Below are 16,561 nucleotides of genomic sequence, written 5' to 3' on the forward strand. Positions count from 1 at the left end.
GAACAAGAAGATGAAACGGGAGCGGTTTTGTTGTTTGCGGTGGATCAGAACGGTTGATCTGCTGAGAGAAATCTCGTTTGTTTGACCAATTTGCGAAGATTTCGGTCACGGTGAAGCACTTCCGTTTGTGAACACTTCGACAGAGGATGGGATGTCTGCGAGTTTTTCTTCAAGATGATCGATTCATTCAGTTGTTTGTTCATCCTTACCTTTCCTCACGAAGCGGTTTATAATGCCGCCAACTTTGCCGTACAATAAACTCATACAATAAAGAGCATTGGGTAGAAAAAGAAGGTGACCATGTTGGAAGCAAGGTGGAAGTTCGATAATAGTTATGCAAGGCTGCCAGAACGCTTGTTTAGCAACGTTCTCCCTACGCCAGTGCGTGCGCCGAAATTGGTGGTGCTCAACCGTTCGCTCACAGCCGAGCTTGGACTGAATGAGGAAGCTTTACGAAGCGAAGAAGGGGTGGAAGTGTTAGCGGGAAATCGGATTCCGGACGGGGCTAGGCCGTTAGCGCAGGCGTATGCTGGTCATCAGTTCGGTTATTTCACCATGCTTGGGGACGGACGGGCAGTGTTGCTTGGCGAGCACATCACTCCAAGCGGCAAGCGGGTCGACATTCAACTAAAAGGATCTGGGCGGACGCCGTACTCTCGTGGCGGAGATGGGCGTGCGGCGCTCGGGCCGATGCTGAGGGAGTATATCGTGAGCGAGGCAATGCATGCCCTCGGCATTCCGACGACCCGAAGCTTGGCGGTCGTGACAACAGGAGAGACCATTATACGCGAAACTGAACTGCCTGGGGCGATTTTAACCCGCGTTGCGTCGAGCCATTTGCGTGTCGGCACATTTCAATATGCAGCGCAGTGGGGGACGAGAGAAGAGCTGTGCGCGTTAGCTGATTATGCGCTTGAGCGGCATTTCCCTGAGTTTGAGGCGGTTGCGAACCGCTATTTGTTTTTACTTGAACAAGTCATCAAGCGCCAAGCGGAATTGATCGCAAAATGGCAGCTTGTTGGCTTTGTCCATGGGGTGATGAACACCGACAATATGACGATCAGCGGGGAAACAATCGATTACGGGCCGTGCGCGTTTATGGACACGTATGACTTGAAGACAGTGTTTAGCTCAATCGATACGGAAGGACGGTACACGTACGGTCATCAGCCGTATATCGGAGGCTGGAACTTGGCTCGTTTTGCGGAGAGCTTGTTGCCGCTGTTGGATGATAAGAAGGAAAAAGCGGTGGAGTTGGCTGAAGAAGCGCTTGGCCAATATTCAAAATGGTATGAGTACTATTGGCTTGGCGGGATGAGAGCAAAATTGGGACTTGCCGAGGAACAGGAACACGATGCAGAGTTGATCACCGAGTTGTTGCGGTTGATGGAAGAATACCGTGCAGACTATACGAACACATTCCGAGCATTGACATTAGGTGAGTACACTGGAATGGAGCTGTTTGACACTTCTGAGTTTCGTGAGTGGCACGAGCGGTGGCAAACGAGGCTTAGCAAGGAATCAGTCTCGCGAGAAGAAGCGTATGAACGGATGCGCCGTCACAATCCAGCGGTCATTCCGCGCAATCATCGGGTTGAAGAGGCGTTGGCTGCTGCAGTCAATTGTGGAGACTATCAGGTCATGGCTCGACTCCTTAAAGCGTTGGCCGATCCGTACGCTTACTCGCCGGAACAAGCGGAATACGCCGAACTGCCGCCGCCATCTGACCAGCCGTATCGGACGTTTTGCGGGACGTAATAAAAGGGACTTAGCAGCTCTTTTTTACTGTCAGTCCGGTGATGCTTTAATTCAATCATAAAGGTGAAACGAAACAATACGAAAACAAGAAAAGGAACTTTCCTATATCCAGAAAAAGGGACGAATGTTAGGAGCCCTTTTTTCTTTTTTCCTCTTTACTTTTACGTTACGTCAAGGTGTATCGTCATGAATAGGGAGGTGAGGAACATCGAATACACCGTGCATGAACTGGCCAAATTGGCAGGAGTGACAAGCCGGACGCTTCGGTATTACGATGAGATTGGTTTGCTCAAGCCGGCACGGTTGAGCGATGCCGGGTATCGGCTATACGGACCGCGTGAAGTCGATCTTTTGCAGCAAATTCTCTTTTACCGTGAACTTGGCGTGGATTTGGAAACGATCAAACAAATCGTTCATTCCCCGGAATTTGACGAACTTGAAGCGTTGCGGCAGCATCGCCAACAGCTATTGGAAAAAAGACGCCATCTTGATGCATTGATTGCGAGCGTTGAAAAAACGATTATTGCCAAAGAAGGAGGAATCACGATGAGTGACAAAGAAAAGTTTGCCGCGTTCAAGGAGCGGTTGATTGAAGAAAACGAGCGGAAATATGGAGAAGAAATTCGCCAGAAGTATGGCGACGAACAGGTCGATCGTTCCAACAATAGACTGCGGAATATGACAAAGGAACAGTTTGATGAGGCGGAACGGCTCGGCAAGGAAGTGCTAGAGGTGTTGAAAGAAGCGATGCAAGATGGTGACCCGGCCGGAGAGAAGGCGCAACGGGCGGCTGATTTGCACCGTCAATGGCTTTGCTTCTGGTGGGATCATTATTCCAAAGAAGCTCATGCCGGGTTGGCGCACATGTATGTTGAGGATGAACGGTTCAAAGCGCACTATGACCAAGTGCATCCGGGAGCGGCTGAATTTCTTAAAGAAGCGATTTTGATTTATACGGGAATGAAGAAGTAAGCCGGGCGCAGCCTGTTTCCTATCGGGAAGCAGGCTGCATTTTTTGTGGGGAGGAGTGGATGATGGCCAGCGCGCACAAAAAGTACATAGATAATCTAATTGCAATCGCTGTTTGTTATCATTAAAATGGAGGCACAAAGAGAGTCGTAGTAAGATGGGGGATGCAGTGTCGTTTGTTTCTGAAGAAAACAGAAAAGATTTGCATTCCCGTCTATAGCACACGCTGAACGAATTGTACTTTATTCAACGAGCGCTGGATGAATCGACGATTGTCGTGATTACTGACAAAACAGGAAAAATTACTTATGTGAATGAGGCGTTTTGCTGCATCTCCCAATATAGTCGGGAAGAATTGAGCAGCAATCCCCATCGTTTAGTTGAATTCAGGGCACCATAGCCCTGAGTTTTTTGGGAATATATGGAGGAAAATTGAGAAAGGGAAAATACGGAGGGGAGAGATGAAGAATAAGGAGGAAGATGGAAGTTATTATTGGGTTCAGTCGACGATTGTTCTTTTTTAGATGAACAAGGAAAGTCATATAAAATATGTTTCCATTCGTACAGATATTACCCGTTTATAACAAATTGAATATATGGCGAAACACGATGATTTAACGGGCCTTCCCAATCGACGGTTGTTAAAAGAACAGTTTCCACAAATGGTCGAGGAGACGAAAGCGAAGGGACATCTATTGGCTGTCTATTTTATTTATTAAAAACTTGCCACATTCAGCGGATGACCAAGCGATTATTGCTGCAGACATCAAGATGGCTCGCCAATTAGGCATTGACACCCTTGCGGAAGGAATTGAAAATAAAGAGCAAATTCAACAGTTAAAAGAAATGGGGGCAACAGCGGGCAAGAATATTTTTGGAGTCCGCCTGTACCGGAAACGGACTCGTTTTTGGACCGCACGAAGTGAGCAGTTTCAATATACATAACGAGAAAAACGAATGAAAGGAGTGGATGACATGGAAACGCTCAGAAAGCAACTGAGAGCCATTGACCAAAAGGGATATAAAGCGTACAAAGCGATTGAAGGGACCTATTCTTTTCCGGCGTTTACCCTTGCCATTGACCATGTGCAAGGAGACCCGTTCGCTGAACCATCGAAAATTCGAGTGATCGTGCCGCGGGCAAAGACAGTGTTAGCGGCAGAATGGACCAATACGACGCCGCGCCGCATCCGCTGCGAAGATGTGGTTGCGCGCCGTGTTCACTACGAATTACGGCAATGGCCATCGCGGGCGCGTGGGTCAGGAAAAAGCGGGCTTGTGTTGATCGACGCTCCAGGGCAAAAAGTGCTGGAGCGTACGGCGGTGCTAATTGGTGATGAGACGATTACTGTTTGTTTATCGGTTGGCTTGCCGGCCAATGGGCGGCGCATTTTAGCGAAAGAAGCGGAGAGTATTTTTTTCGAACAGATTCCGGCCGTGATCGAGCGGGCGGTGTATGGCCTGCGCGAAGGTGACATTCGACCCGCAGTCGAGTTGGCCGATCAGCAGCACACTATTCGGCGTTATTTGCATGAGCACGGATTGGTGGCGTTTATCGCTAACGGCTCCATATTGCCTCGTGAAAGCGGAGTGAGCGATAAGCCGCTGCGGCAAGGGGCGGTACCGTTTCAAAGCCCGCCGGAGCTCGAGGTGGCGATCCCTGTGCCTCACCGCACTGAGCCTGTGAAAGGCATGGGCATCCCGAAAGGAATTACACTCATTGTCGGCGGCGGTTACCATGGAAAATCAACACTGCTTCAGGCGTTAGAGCATGGTGTGTATGACCATATCTCCGGTGATGGACGGGAGTTTGTCATCACGGACAGCAGGGCAGTGAAAATTCGCGCCGAGGATGGACGCAGCGTTGCGCATGTTGATATTTCCCCATTTATCGGCATGCTGCCATATGGAAAGGAAACGACGCGTTTTTCGACGGAAAACGCGAGTGGCAGCACCTCGCAAGCCGCGAGCATGATCGAAATGATCGAAGCTGGGGCATCGGCGTTTTTGATTGATGAAGATACAAGCGCCACCAATTTGTTCATGCGCGATGCACGCATGCAGGCACTCATTGCGAAAGAGGCCGAACCGATCACTCCTTATATCGACAAAGCTCGCCAACTGTTTCATGACTATGGCATTTCGACGGTGCTTGTCGTCGGTGGTTTAGGAGACTATTTCGAGATTGCTGATGTTGTGATTAAAATGGAACAATATGTTCCGTCTGATGTGACCGTTGAAGCGAAACGGATCGCCGCAAACATGCCATCGGGGAGGAAGGCGGAAGGCGGGGAGTCGTTCGGCCACATTCGTGAGCGTATCCCGCGCCCGGAAAGTTTAAACAGCCAAAAAGGAAAAAAAGCAAAGGTCACAGCGAGAGGGCGGCATGTGATTCAATACGGGCAGACAGATGTGCTTCTTTATGCGCTTGAACAGCTCGTTGACGACAGCCAAACAAGGGCGATAGCTGCCGCGTTGTTCCATATCGAGCGGAAAGGATGGCTGGATGGAAAGAAGACAGTTCGTCAATTGCTTGATGCCATCGAGGAACAGTGGGACCGGCATGGGCTTGGCTCTGTTTCTTTCCGAAACGGTCATCCTGGTGAACTCGCTCGCCCGCGTCGTTTCGAATTGGCGGCGGCACTCAATCGGCTTCGGACGCTTCGGTGCAGCCAATAATAGCAGGCTGGCAGGAGAAAGGGGGCTCGTTTTCTCCTGTCAGCCAAACGAAATAGAGAACTAGGGACTTGTTTGTCTTATCAATCAAAACAGAAGCAACAGTTTCGAGAATGGTAACAGCTTGTGGGCACAAACAAGACAGCCCTTCGATCATTTCGTTTCGACTTCATAAAAAACAAGATAATCCTCATGCTGATAGTGATGCAACCAAAAAATAGCTGACAAAATGTGCTTGAATCCGTCTTTCTGACGGCGTTCCTATGATTTTGCTCTAGCGCTATCTGTCGATTATCGTTATAATTATGTTTATCAGTTCAACGCGGTGGAGGGCGGCAACGAAGTCGCCGGTTGGTGAGAGAGGGATCGGGGCATGAACAAATCCAAAGGCTGGATCGAATCTGAAATCAGCAAAGCCTTAACAAAGTGGGAGAAGGATTTTCTCGGCCGCGGTTCGTTGTCTGTCAAAACCGACATTTTGCGCGATATGATTATCGTTTCCTTGCATGGTATTTTGACGCCTGCCGAATACGCCCTTTGTGAGTCAAAGGAAGGAATGCTGGCAGTGAAGCGATCGCGGACGAGTTTGGTTGAATCCGGAGTCAATGACTTAAAAGAGATGATTTTCGAAATTACCGGTGAACAGGTGAAAAGCTTTCATACCGATTTAAGCACCCAGACAGGTGAGCGAATTATCGTCTTTAAACTGTTCAACAATTTGGAAAAACAACTGGTCAAATAAATGTTTTAGATGACAGGTTAACAAAATTGTTTTATAATTAAAATAATTTTTATCATCCTTAACTGAGAAACCTCTACGCGTGAGCGTAAGTGGGGGTGAATTGGTATCCTTCACCAACTGTGGAACGCATGCAGTTGGGGGGCTAAGAATCACCTACGTTTAAGTGTAAACGTAGGTGGGGGAGCGTTCAAATGAATAAAGAGGACGTTATGGTCAGGAGTCCTTCAAAAAACCTACATCTGCTTAGGTTCGTTGAAGGAAAACTGACCGGCGTCTGTTGCACAACCGACGACGGGAGATCTTCAAACAATCAATGAGTGATTGGCTGAAGGTAAACCGGCTATGGGCAATCTATGGGCAATGGAAAGGCCTTTTTTGGCCTCCTTTGCTTGATTGACATAGCCGGTTTTTTCTTTTTCTCCCGAACAACAGGAAGAGAACGGGGAGGAGATGTGAATGGGGATGGAATGGTTCGTATGGGGCTGGTTAGTAGCGGTGGGGATCGTTTTTGCCAGTGCGATTATATGGCTATTTCCACGCATGCCGGAGCAGTATGTGCGTATACACGTCTGGTTATTGCTTTTGCCGGGAGCGGCAGCGCTGGCTGGATGGATCAGCGCTGGAACCGTGGAAGTCGGGATGTGGCGGTTCGATACAGTCAGCTGGTTGGTCGGTATCTATATCTCGCTCCTTAGCTGGGTCATTCAACGGTTTGCCCTCCGTTATTTATATGGTGACCGTGCTTACCGGTTTTATTTTTCATTGTTGACTTGGACGGCATTTGCCGCCTCACTCACATGGGCGGGCGGTGATTTGCGGTTGATGGCCATATGCTGGGGGATGCCATTGATCGGTCTTGTGGCATTAACCGCGTTGAAAAAAGAGTGGGGGCCAGCTCGGTTTGTCGCCCGGCAGATGGCATTGGTATTTGGCATCAGTTGGCTTGCTGTTACCGTCGTAGCCGTTTGGCTCGGAACAGCGACTGGCGAATGGCAGCTTGCTTCTGCGTTGTCGGTGGAACCCCTTGCTCGTCTAGACGCTTGGGAGAAAGCGGTGATGAACGGGTTGCTTATTTTGGCGGCTATCATTCCGGCTGGGCAATGGCCATTTCACCGCTGGCTGATGGAATCGGCAGTGACACCGACACCGGTATCGGCGATCATGCATGCCGGGATCGTGAATGCCGGTGGGTTATTGCTTTGGTGCTTTTCTCCCCTCTTTAGCGGGACAGGGGCGCATGCGGCGCTGTTTCTCATCGCCTTTTTCTCGATTTTGATCGGGACAGGGATTAGTCTTGTGCATGTTGATTATAAGCGCCAGCTTGTCGCGTCAACGATGGCGCAAATGGGCGTCATGTTTGTGCAATGTGCCCTTGGTTCTTACGGAGGAGCGGTGGCGCATTTAATGCTGCACGGGTTGTTTAAAGCGACGCTTTTTCTGCAGTCCGGTTCTGTCGTTCCACAAGTGGGCCGGGCGGGATATCGAAAGGCGGGCGGTTCATGGCGAAGCGGCATGATCGTTGGAGCACTGCTTGGGACGGCTTTTTGGCTTTTTGCTTCCGGTGAACCAGCTCGATTGTTAAGTGCGCTTCTGTTTGGCGCTTCGGCATCAGTTGCTTGGGGACGGCTCGCTGACTTTCGCGAAGGCCGCTGGTTTGGCTTCGCTGTGGTCGCCACTTTGGCATTTGTCTCGGAAACGGTGCGTCATCAGTTTATGGTGCTCTTCAATGAAGAGAGGGTGTTCTCGTTTGTTCCGTCTGCTTCATTTGAATGGATGGTAGGCATGTTATTCGCCGCCGCAGCGCTCGCTGCCGTATGGATTGCAAACCGGCGCACGTCGATGCTTGCCGTTCGTCTGTATATGCGGTTTGTGCACTTTGGAGAACCGCGTCCAGCGGCGATGGAGACGCATCCACATTATTTGACAACCTATATGAAGGAGGGAATGGCCCGTGAGTAAAAGTGCAATGTCGCTTGAGCGAACGGTTGTAATGTTGAATGAAGATGACACGCAAGGCCGCCCGCTTGCTGACCTTGTCAAGGAAGCGGCAAAGGCGATTGCTCCGCTTTGGCCAATTTCGTCATTTATCGCCCGCCATCCATGGATGGGATTAGAAGGGGAGCTGTTTGCCGATGCAGCCGACCGATGGCAACAAGTTTATGGGATTGACTTGTATCCGCCGATGACCGTGTTCTATACAGCATTGGAAAAAGGGGAGATTGATCCTGTGTTCATTGAGCGGCGGCTGCAGAGCTGGCTTGACAAACAGTCACTCCCGGTGCCACGTCACGAAGCGGAACGGCTTTGCCGCTCCCTCCTTTGGAACGACACCGTGCCGGAAGAAGCGTTCAGTCTCCCAGAGATGGCTCAGTTAGCGGAAGGAACGCAACTGCGTCCGATGGCTGTCCAGCCGATTAGCAAGCGGTTGGATCAAATTGCTAAACGGCTCGATCAACAAATGATCAAGTGGTGCAAGTTATTTTACGATGAAAGTGGAGGAACATGGACGCTTCCTCAACGTGAACAAGGTTTTTATCAGGCATGGCGCCAGCTTGTAGTCACGGACCCGTCGCTTTCAAAAGATGAGCGGAAACGTTTTTCCGGTTGGCCGCATGATAAACATGAAGCACTGAACTACGCGCTCGAAAAGCTAGGGATACGGGACGAAGACGTGGTTGCGTATTTGGAAGCTCATTTGTTGGCATTGCCCGGATGGGCCGGTATGGCAGTATGGAGATCGCATCGAGCAGGCGATGAGGTGGGCGGATTGATCGATTATTTAGCTGTCCGGCTCTCGCTCGAGTGGGTACTTACGGCCCCGCATTTGCCGTTACACGGGGAAGAAAATGGAGAGCGCCGCGATGTTCTTCCACTGTTGGCAGCCTGGTTTTATTGGACCGGAATGACGCCGGAAGACTGGCGGCGCTTGCGGACGAACGAACAACAAGCCCGCCTGGCTTTTGCGGATCGCTTTTGGCGGATTGACCGCCATCACCTTTGGCTTGAGGCGTGGGAAGATACAGATGAAGCAAAGCTAAAAGAGGCGGTGTCCACACGTCATCGGATGAGCGAACCGGAGCAGGTCGCGGCTCAGTTATTGTTTTGTATTGACGTTCGTTCCGAGCCGTTTCGCCGTCATTTGGAAGCAGCTGGGCCGTTTGAAACATACGGATGTGCGGGATTTTTCGGCTTGCCGATTCAAACACGCGTGCTTGACAGCGAAGACGTCCATCCGTCATGTCCGGCAATTGTCGATCCCCGGCATGAAATTCGCGAAGTGGCGCCCCCTGAAGAAGTGGAGCCATATCGCTTCCGGCGTGATATGTTTCGCTTTGTCAGCAAGACGTTTAAAAAAATGAAGCAGCATGTGTTGGCTGGATTATTGCTTCCGGAAATGAGCGGGCCATGGCTTGGCTTACATACGCTCGCCCGGAGTGCGGCTCCGGCTTGGGCTGGGCAGGTCATTCGCTATACTAAAAAGTCGGTGGAACAAAAACCAAAGACGACGTTGTCGCTTCACTACCATGAAGGGGATGAAACGACCGGCCTGCCGATCGGTTTGACAAATGAAGAGCAAGTCGAATATGTGAAGCAGCTGCTTGTCACCATCGGTCTAACGTCCTCGTTTGCCCCGCTTGTTGTCGTTTGCGGTCATGGAAGCGAAACGACAAACAATCCGTACGCCTCGGCGCTTGACTGCGGGGCGTGCGGCGGTGTTGCAGGAGCGTTTAATGCTCGAGTGTTTGCCGCACTGGCGAATTTACCTAGTGTGCGAGCTGAGCTAGCAAAAGAGGGAATCGTCATTCCGGATGAGACCGTGTTTGTCGCTGCTGAACATATCACGACGGTTGATGAATTGCGCTGGTTGGAGGTGCCGCCGTTATCGGAAGCAGCCCAACAGTCGTTTGATCGGCTCAAGCAAGCACTTCACGATGTGAGCCGCCAGGCAAATGCTGAACGGATGATGAAGTTGCCGCATGTTGGCGGCAAGCCGCGCGATCCGGTAGCAGAAGCACAGCGCCGCGCGGTTGACTGGAGCGAAATCCGTCCGGAATGGGGATTGGCAGGAAATACTGCTTTTTTCATCGGACGTCGGGCATTAACGAAGGGTGTTCATTTGGATGGAAGAGTGTTTTTGCATAGCTACGATTGGCGCGACGACCCGACCGGTGAAGCGTTAGCCCGCATTATTGCCGGACCGGCGACTGTCGGGCAGTGGATTAATTTGCAATACTATGCGTCAACAGTCGCTCCACACTATTATGGAAGTGGCGATAAAACGACCCAGACGGTCACAGGCGGCATCGGTGTCATGCAAGGGAATGGAAGCGATCTGCTGGCCGGCTTGCCGTGGCAGTCAGTCGTGTCCTCCGACCGCGAGCTGTTCCATTTCCCGCTCCGGCTGCTCGTCATTATTGAAGCGCCGTCCTATTATATCGAGCGATTGCTCAATGAAAACAGCGAATTTCGGCGCAAAGTCGAGAATGGTTGGCTCCGTCTGTCCTCCATTGATCCAAATAGCGGGGCATGGATGAAATGGGGGGACACCCATTCCTTATCAGTGTGGTCACGTGAAATGGGAATAGGAAAATAATTGCCGCTTGCTCGGTTTACGTAGCAAGCGATTTTTTTATTAAAAATAAAAACGATTTGCTGTTATCGCGGGTATATAAAGTGAAAACTCCTTTCAGGAGGTGGAGAGATGGAAAGGGAGCTAATTGAGCGAATCCAGCACGGCGATGAAGCGGCGTTCGCTGAATTGTATGAGCTTTATGGAGAATATGCTCTGCGCGTAGCGGCAGCGGTGACTGGCAGCAGTGCGAACGCGGCGGATGCTGTACAAGAAACGTTTATCCGCGTGTATGACCATATCGGGCGCTTTGACCCTGCGAAGCCGTTTCGACCATGGTTTTATCGCATTTTAATCAATGAATGCCGGCGGTTAATGAAAAAGCAGCGAGCCGTGACGATCTTGAGCGAGGAGATGGGGGCTGCCGATCTGCTGACGTATGAAGACCGTTACACGTTTGCACAGTATGAAGAGTTATATAAGGCGATCGGGCGATTGAAGGAAAAGCAGCGCATTCCTGTCGTGTTGAAATATTTGCAAGGATTTACCACTGAGGAAATTGCTGATATTCTCGATTTAAACGTCAATACAGTAAAATCACGTCTGTTTAAAGCACGAAACCAACTAATGAAATGGATGGAAATGGAGGGAGAAAGGGGTGCGACAAATGGATGAACGGAAATGGGATGAAATGATTCAAGAGGCGTTGTTGTACGGAACTGATAAGGCAGCTGAGCAGAAAGAAGAGGTCTGGATGCATATTCGCTCTCGGATGGTAAAGCAGCAACGGAAACGTCGCCGAGGAGGCAAGTGGATATGGACGATGGCTTCGGCGGCCGCAGCAGTCATGCTGGCGTTTTTATTCACTCCTCCTGGCCAAGCAGCGATCGACCAAGTGAAGCAATGGTTTGTCCCGAAAAAAGTGGTCACAGAAGAAATTGAAGGACAAAAAGAACAAAAAGAAGTGACATTAAAAGAAGGGAAAGCCGGTTATGTCATTTACATTGATGAAAGCATGTACCGGCTGGAAAAAGGGGATGGATATGATCGGATTGTGCCGCTTCATCAAGGGAACGCCAACATTCCACCGGTATATATGGAAATTCGTCAAGTGACAGACCAATCCCCAGAAACAGTTGCCGCTGAGCTAGAACAGGAAGTGAAGGGAAAATATCCGATCATTATTCAAAATGGCAAGGTAAACGAACCAGTGGCTGGCTATGTGATTCAGGGAGAAGCTGGGTATCAGTGGAATGACGAAGTCGTTAGATATTATGTCGTTCCGAACGGCAAAGGCGGCGCGTTCATTATCGAACAACGGTATTTTCTTGAAGCAAGCGAAGGTCATGGCGCCCGGTTTGACCATATGTTAAAGCAGTTTCACATTGTCGATAAGCAACAAGGAAAATAAACGGTCTTCTGTCAGTCGGCACACAAAGGCAGGGAAAACAGTAGCGGGCAACGAAATAAAGTAGTAGATGATGTAGTAAACATTAGGCGCGAAGGAAAGAGGGAAAGCGGATGAAAACGCAGTTTATTGCTGGTCATGCACGACTGCCGGCTGGAATGGCGGCGAAAAGCCTTTACGATACGTTGACGATTACCGCGGAAATTGATAAAAAGTACGGGGTGATCGTGGAAGCGTCGTGCACGCTCGCGACTGAACACGGCCGTGACTATGTTGCTCGTCTGCTTCGCGGTCATTCGCTGCGTGATGGCATTGACGGGCTGTTAGCTGAGCTTGACGCGGGGTATTTAGGCAAAGCGCATTCCGCTCTCTGTGCGGCGCTGAAAGATTTGTACAAGCAATATTGTAAAATGGACGAGAAAGAACAATAAGCGGCTGTTCCTCATCGGCGGATGAGGACAGCCGCGTTTTTGCACAGAGCGGCGATTTGGACAACTGCCGTTTCGCTGTTGTTTTAGTTCTCGTCTGGCCGCCATGCCGGCAATGTTTTGCGCAACGGTTTGTCCTTACGGTAGCCAAGCACGTACTCAGCCTGCATAATCGTATGAATTTCCCGTGTACCTTCGTAAATGACCGGTGCTTTCGAGTTGCGTAAGTAACGCTCGACTGGATATTCGTTCGAGTAGCCATAAGCGCCATGGACTTGAACCGCATCATCGGCTGCTTGGTTGGCATAGTCACAAGCGATCCATTTGGCGAGCGACGTTTCCCGCGTGCAGCGTCGACCTTCATTTTTCAGAAATCCGACTTTGTAGACAAGCAGGCGGCTGATTTGCAAGCCGGCTTCCATGCGGGCGATCATTTGCTGAACAAGCTGGTGGCGACCGATTTCTTTACCAAACGTTTTTCGTTCATGGCAATATTTGACGCTCGCCTCTAAACACGCCATAATGAGGCCGACGGCGCCGGCAGCGACGGTGAAGCGGCCATTGTCGAGTGCTGACATGGCGATCTTGAACCCTTCTCCTTCCTCACCGAGCAAGTTTTCTTTTGGGACGCGGACGTTGTCAAAAAACAGCTCGCCCGTGTTGCCGGAGCGGATGCCGAGCTTCCCTTTAATCGGGCGCGACGAAAACCCGGGCATTGTCCGTTCGACGATGAAGGCGGAAATGCCGCGATGTTTTTTCGATTTATCCGTGTAGGCGAATACAAGGAAATGGTCGGCGATGTCAGCAAGGGAAATCCACGTTTTTTGCCCGTTTAAAATATAGTCATCGCCATCACGGACAGCGGTCGTTTGAATCGAAGCAACGTCTGAGCCGGCGTTTGGTTCGGTTAGGCCAAAGGCGCCGATTTTTTCCCCGCGGGCTTGCGGGATGAGATATTTTTGTTTTTGTTCTTCCGTCCCCCATTGCAATAGCGTCAAGCTGTTCAGACCGGTGTGAACCGAGACAGCGGTGCGGAAGGCGGTGTCACCGCGCTCGAGCTCTTCGCAGACGATGGCGAGCGAGTTGTAGTCCATGCCCATGCCGCCATATTGTTCTGGAATGCAGACACCCATTAAATTGAGCTCGGCGAGCCGTTTGAAAATGTTGCGGTCAAATTCGCCGCGCTCATCCCATTCTTTGATATACGGCATAATTTCTTTGTCGACAAACTTGCGAACCGTTTGCCGCAACATCTCTTGTTCTGGTGTAAAGTCGAAGTTCATCATCGTTTTACTCCTCCTATGCATCTATTGTATATGTCCGCGTTTGCTTGGCGCTTGCGGGCGCCGAGCCGTTGCGGGAAGCCATGTCTCTTGCGTTGGTCAGGACGATTCGTTTCGGTCGCTTTGGAGCGTTTGTTCGTTTCGCCATCCGATATCGGATTCGTTGTTATGCTCGCCAGCGAGCGGCGGTGGAAGCCGATAGGATACCGGCGTTTCAGATAGCTTGAGCGGGCTGGCGACAAGCGGGAGAGAGCCGACGGTCGGATGATGCATGATGACCATCATTTCACGCGCTGCCGTTTGTGGGTGGCGAAACAGTTCATCTAGCGTCTGTACCGGGCCGCACGGAATGCCTTTTTCAGCAAGAAGGCGTTGCCATTCCGCTCTCGTCCGTTGTTTGATCTCTTCGTTCAGCCGCCGGTTGAGTTCATCGCGATGGGCAACGCGGCCCGGATTTGTCTGAAAGCGAGGATCAGTTCCGATCGAACGATCAGATAACAACGAACAAAGCGCTTGAAACTGTCGGTCATTACCGACGGCGATGACGATCGGCCCGTCGCTCGCTTCGTATGTTGAATACGGAACGATGTTCGGGTGTTCATTGCCGAGCGGTTTTGGAATGTTGCCGGATAATAAGTAATTAGCGGCAACATTGACTAGTGCGCCGATAGCGCAGTCAAAGAGCGATAGATCGATTTTTTGTCCGCACCCCGTTTTTTCACGGGCGAGCAATGCCGCTTCAATAGCGATGGCCGCGTACAAGCCAGTAAATACATCTGTAACGGCCACGCCGACTTTGAGCGGGCCGGTGTCAGGGGTGCCATTAATGCTCATCCAGCCGCTCATCGCTTGAATGATGTAGTCGTAGCCGGCAAGTGGAGCGAGCGGTCCGGTTTCGCCGAACCCGGTGATCGAACAATAGATGAGGCGAGGATTCAAACGGGACAGCTCTTCATAGCCAAGTCCCCATTTTTCCATCGTCCCGGTTTTGAAGTTGTGAATGACAACATCAGCCGTTTCCGCCAAGCGGCAGACCGTTTTTCGCCCTTCCTCCGTTTTTAAATCGGCGGTTATGCTCCGCTTGTTGCGATTGACGGCCGTATAGTAGGCGCTCATGCCGTTTTTAAACGGCGGTCCCCAAAACCGGGTATCATCCGATCCACCCGGTGCCTCGACTTTGATGACATCGGCACCTAAATCGCCTAAAATCATCGTCGCATACGGACCTGCCAACACGCGGGACAAGTCGAGCACACGCACACCATCGAGTGCTCCTCCCATCGGGTTTTTTTCCTCCTTTCCCTTTCACATGCAAAAAGCCGGTTCCCTGCCAAATGTGCGAAACAGGAACCGGCTCAAGCGGACTGAGGGGGGCATTCCGGCACGGAGATGCCGTCAGGCCGCACAGTTCTTTTTCGGTGACGAGTATATGAAAATCAATGTTGTCTACCAAGCAGCAGGACAAATGAGCAGATGGTGCGTCCGTCTGGTCTGCACAACCGGCCAAGCTGACAGGAGACGGCTCGCTATATTTATTATAAAATTTTGATAGATAATTGTAAATAGTCTAAACATTACTCGCAAAAAATACTCGAGAGCTAAAGTCAGCTAAAGAGTGAAGCAAACATCCGTTTTGTTGCATTAACAATGTAGCGATTGCCGCCGCCGTTTCCCACTTTTTAAGCAAAGACCAAGCAGCTGATTACGATAGTCGGCAGGAAAACATCGCAGTCTGAGACCAAAAGCGCGCAACATTCGTCTATATCCATATATAATTGTAAAGAAAGGGGAAACGCTGACGTAAAGGAAGTGATGGTGCATGTTCCGCATTTTAGTGACGACAGACGCCAATTATCTTCCACCGTTGAAAGTACTCATGCATTCGTTATTTTGCAATAACCGGCGCCCGTTTACGTTTTATTTACTTTATTCGCGCATTGCGGAGGAGGAGATCCGGGCGCTTAGTGATTTTGTTCGCAAGCAAGGGCACGAGCTTGTGCCGATTTATGTGGATCCACAACTGTTTCATGATGCTCCGGTGTTTCGTCACTATACGGCTGAAATGTATTACCGGCTGGCGGCGCATATGTTTTTGCCTTCGGATGTCGAGCGCGTGTTGTATCTTGATCCGGATATTGTCGCTATCAACCCGATCGATGAGCTGTATGAGATGGATTTTGAGGGCAATTGGTTTATCGCCGCTGAGCATACACATTCCACGAAAGTAGCCAACTTGTTCAACAAACTCCGACTGAAGACACCGAATGCCAAGGGCTATTTCAACACAGGCGTAATGATGATGAATATAGCGATGATGCGGCAACACGTTCAGCTAGAGGAGATTTATCAGTTCATTCGCGACAACCGGTTTAAACTCGTCCTTCCCGATCAAGATGTGCTTAACGGACTGTATTGGGACAAAATTAAACCAGTCGACGGGTATCGCTACAACTACGATGCTCGTTACTATGATTTTTTACAGCTGCTGCCGAATCCAAAGCATGATTTATCGTGGATTGAGAAAAATACGGTTTTCATTCATTATTGCGGCAAAGAAAAACCATGGAAACAAAATTATAAAGGGGAACTCGGCCTGTTTTACAAGCGGTACAGCCAAATGCTTGAACTGGAAGGAGAGGCGATGGTGTAACCCGGTCGAGACAAAGGGAATTAGCCGCTTGTAAGCAAGAGCAGAAAAGCAATGTCAGTTAGGTCAATCAAAAACAA

15 protein-coding genes are annotated in these 16,561 nt (G+C 50.3%); 13 read left to right on the forward strand and 2 right to left on the reverse strand.

Annotated features, from left to right (window positions below; genetic code table 11):
• The first annotated feature begins 300 nt into the window (after positions 1-300).
• The 12 genes from IC804_RS12435 (at position 301) to IC804_RS12490 (ending at position 12,554) form a co-directional block, all read left to right on the forward strand.
• Positions 301-1,758 (forward strand): protein adenylyltransferase SelO, encoded by a 1,458-nt coding sequence (locus tag IC804_RS12435; RefSeq protein ID WP_029761739.1) that lies wholly within the window; start codon positions 301-303, stop codon positions 1,756-1,758.
• 186 nt (positions 1,759-1,944) lie between these two features.
• On the forward strand, positions 1,945-2,730 hold the full coding sequence (locus IC804_RS12440) for a MerR family transcriptional regulator (protein ID WP_008881581.1): 786 nt from the start codon (positions 1,945-1,947) through the stop codon (positions 2,728-2,730).
• Positions 2,731-3,004: 274 nt separating this feature from the next.
• Entirely contained in the window at positions 3,005-3,127 is a 123-nt protein-coding gene (locus tag IC804_RS19110; RefSeq protein ID WP_190300610.1) for a PAS domain-containing protein, read from the forward strand.
• A 196-nt stretch (positions 3,128-3,323) separates the two neighbouring features.
• Positions 3,324-3,446 (forward strand): diguanylate cyclase domain-containing protein, encoded by a 123-nt coding sequence (locus tag IC804_RS12450; RefSeq protein WP_078172604.1) that lies wholly within the window; start codon positions 3,324-3,326, stop codon positions 3,444-3,446.
• Between the two features lie 4 nt (positions 3,447-3,450).
• Positions 3,451-3,672, forward strand: a complete 222-nt coding sequence (locus tag IC804_RS12455; protein WP_029761740.1) for an EAL domain-containing protein — start codon at positions 3,451-3,453, stop codon at positions 3,670-3,672.
• A gap of 30 nt (positions 3,673-3,702) precedes the next feature.
• Positions 3,703-5,406 carry an ABC-ATPase domain-containing protein gene (locus IC804_RS12460; RefSeq protein WP_029761741.1) on the forward strand — a complete coding sequence of 568 codons (1,704 nt, stop codon included), beginning with the start codon at positions 3,703-3,705 and terminating at the stop codon, positions 5,404-5,406.
• Positions 5,407-5,776: 370 nt separating this feature from the next.
• Positions 5,777-6,145 carry a Na-translocating system protein MpsC family protein gene (locus tag IC804_RS12465; protein ID WP_011886792.1) on the forward strand — a complete coding sequence of 123 codons (369 nt, stop codon included), beginning with the start codon at positions 5,777-5,779 and terminating at the stop codon, positions 6,143-6,145.
• A 456-nt stretch (positions 6,146-6,601) separates the two neighbouring features.
• Positions 6,602-8,104, forward strand: a complete 1,503-nt coding sequence (locus IC804_RS12470; RefSeq protein ID WP_008881578.1) for an NADH dehydrogenase subunit 5 — start codon at positions 6,602-6,604, stop codon at positions 8,102-8,104.
• Positions 8,097-10,739 carry a DUF2309 domain-containing protein gene (locus IC804_RS12475; RefSeq protein WP_081157353.1) on the forward strand — a complete coding sequence of 881 codons (2,643 nt, stop codon included), beginning with the start codon at positions 8,097-8,099 and terminating at the stop codon, positions 10,737-10,739. The genes IC804_RS12470 and IC804_RS12475 overlap by 8 nt, the downstream gene beginning before the upstream one ends.
• A gap of 108 nt (positions 10,740-10,847) precedes the next feature.
• On the forward strand, positions 10,848-11,390 hold the full coding sequence (locus tag IC804_RS12480) for an RNA polymerase sigma factor (RefSeq protein WP_008881576.1): 543 nt from the start codon (positions 10,848-10,850) through the stop codon (positions 11,388-11,390).
• Positions 11,383-12,126, forward strand: a complete 744-nt coding sequence (locus IC804_RS12485) for a hypothetical protein (protein ID WP_011886795.1) — start codon at positions 11,383-11,385, stop codon at positions 12,124-12,126. The genes IC804_RS12480 and IC804_RS12485 overlap by 8 nt, the downstream gene beginning before the upstream one ends.
• 110 nt (positions 12,127-12,236) lie before the next feature.
• Positions 12,237-12,554, forward strand: a complete 318-nt coding sequence (locus IC804_RS12490) for a DUF3870 domain-containing protein (RefSeq protein WP_008881574.1) — start codon at positions 12,237-12,239, stop codon at positions 12,552-12,554.
• Between the two features lie 83 nt (positions 12,555-12,637).
• On the opposite strand, the gene IC804_RS12495 is transcribed toward IC804_RS12490, so the two are convergent.
• Together IC804_RS12495 and IC804_RS12500 are read right to left on the reverse strand one after the other, a co-directional pair.
• Complete coding sequence (locus tag IC804_RS12495) at positions 12,638-13,837, reverse strand: acyl-CoA dehydrogenase family protein (protein ID WP_008881573.1); 1,200 nt, start codon at positions 13,835-13,837, stop codon at positions 12,638-12,640.
• Positions 13,838-13,933: 96 nt separating this feature from the next.
• Positions 13,934-15,115 carry a CaiB/BaiF CoA transferase family protein gene (locus IC804_RS12500; RefSeq protein ID WP_008881572.1) on the reverse strand — a complete coding sequence of 394 codons (1,182 nt, stop codon included), beginning with the start codon at positions 15,113-15,115 and terminating at the stop codon, positions 13,934-13,936.
• A 538-nt stretch (positions 15,116-15,653) separates the two neighbouring features.
• Between IC804_RS12500 and IC804_RS12505 the strand changes: the two genes are divergently transcribed.
• Positions 15,654-16,484, forward strand: a complete 831-nt coding sequence (locus tag IC804_RS12505) for a glycosyltransferase family 8 protein (RefSeq protein ID WP_008881571.1) — start codon at positions 15,654-15,656, stop codon at positions 16,482-16,484.
• Positions 16,485-16,561 lie beyond the last annotated feature (77 nt).

Source organism: Geobacillus sp. 47C-IIb, assembly GCF_014679705.1.
Classification (GTDB): Bacteria; Bacillota; Bacilli; order Bacillales; family Anoxybacillaceae; genus Geobacillus; species Geobacillus thermodenitrificans.

Bases quoted from the DNA above. Each gene is read 5' to 3' on its own strand.
- IC804_RS12435 (WP_029761739.1), top strand. From the start codon at position 301: ATGTTGGAAGCAAGGTGGAAGTTCGATAATAGTTATGCAAGGCTGCCA.
- IC804_RS12440 (WP_008881581.1), top strand. From the start codon at position 1,945: ATGAATAGGGAGGTGAGGAACATCGAATACACCGTGCATGAACTGGCC.
- IC804_RS12450 (WP_078172604.1), top strand. From the start codon at position 3,324: ATGGCGAAACACGATGATTTAACGGGCCTTCCCAATCGACGGTTGTTA.
- IC804_RS12460 (WP_029761741.1), top strand. From the start codon at position 3,703: ATGGAAACGCTCAGAAAGCAACTGAGAGCCATTGACCAAAAGGGATAT.
- IC804_RS12465 (WP_011886792.1), top strand. From the start codon at position 5,777: ATGAACAAATCCAAAGGCTGGATCGAATCTGAAATCAGCAAAGCCTTA.
- IC804_RS12470 (WP_008881578.1), top strand. From the start codon at position 6,602: ATGGGGATGGAATGGTTCGTATGGGGCTGGTTAGTAGCGGTGGGGATC.
- IC804_RS12480 (WP_008881576.1), top strand. From the start codon at position 10,848: ATGGAAAGGGAGCTAATTGAGCGAATCCAGCACGGCGATGAAGCGGCG.
- IC804_RS12485 (WP_011886795.1), top strand. From the start codon at position 11,383: ATGGATGAACGGAAATGGGATGAAATGATTCAAGAGGCGTTGTTGTAC.
- IC804_RS12490 (WP_008881574.1), top strand. From the start codon at position 12,237: ATGAAAACGCAGTTTATTGCTGGTCATGCACGACTGCCGGCTGGAATG.
- IC804_RS12495 (WP_008881573.1), bottom strand. From the start codon at position 13,837: ATGATGAACTTCGACTTTACACCAGAACAAGAGATGTTGCGGCAAACG.
- IC804_RS12500 (WP_008881572.1), bottom strand. From the start codon at position 15,115: ATGGGAGGAGCACTCGATGGTGTGCGTGTGCTCGACTTGTCCCGCGTG.
- IC804_RS12505 (WP_008881571.1), top strand. From the start codon at position 15,654: ATGTTCCGCATTTTAGTGACGACAGACGCCAATTATCTTCCACCGTTG.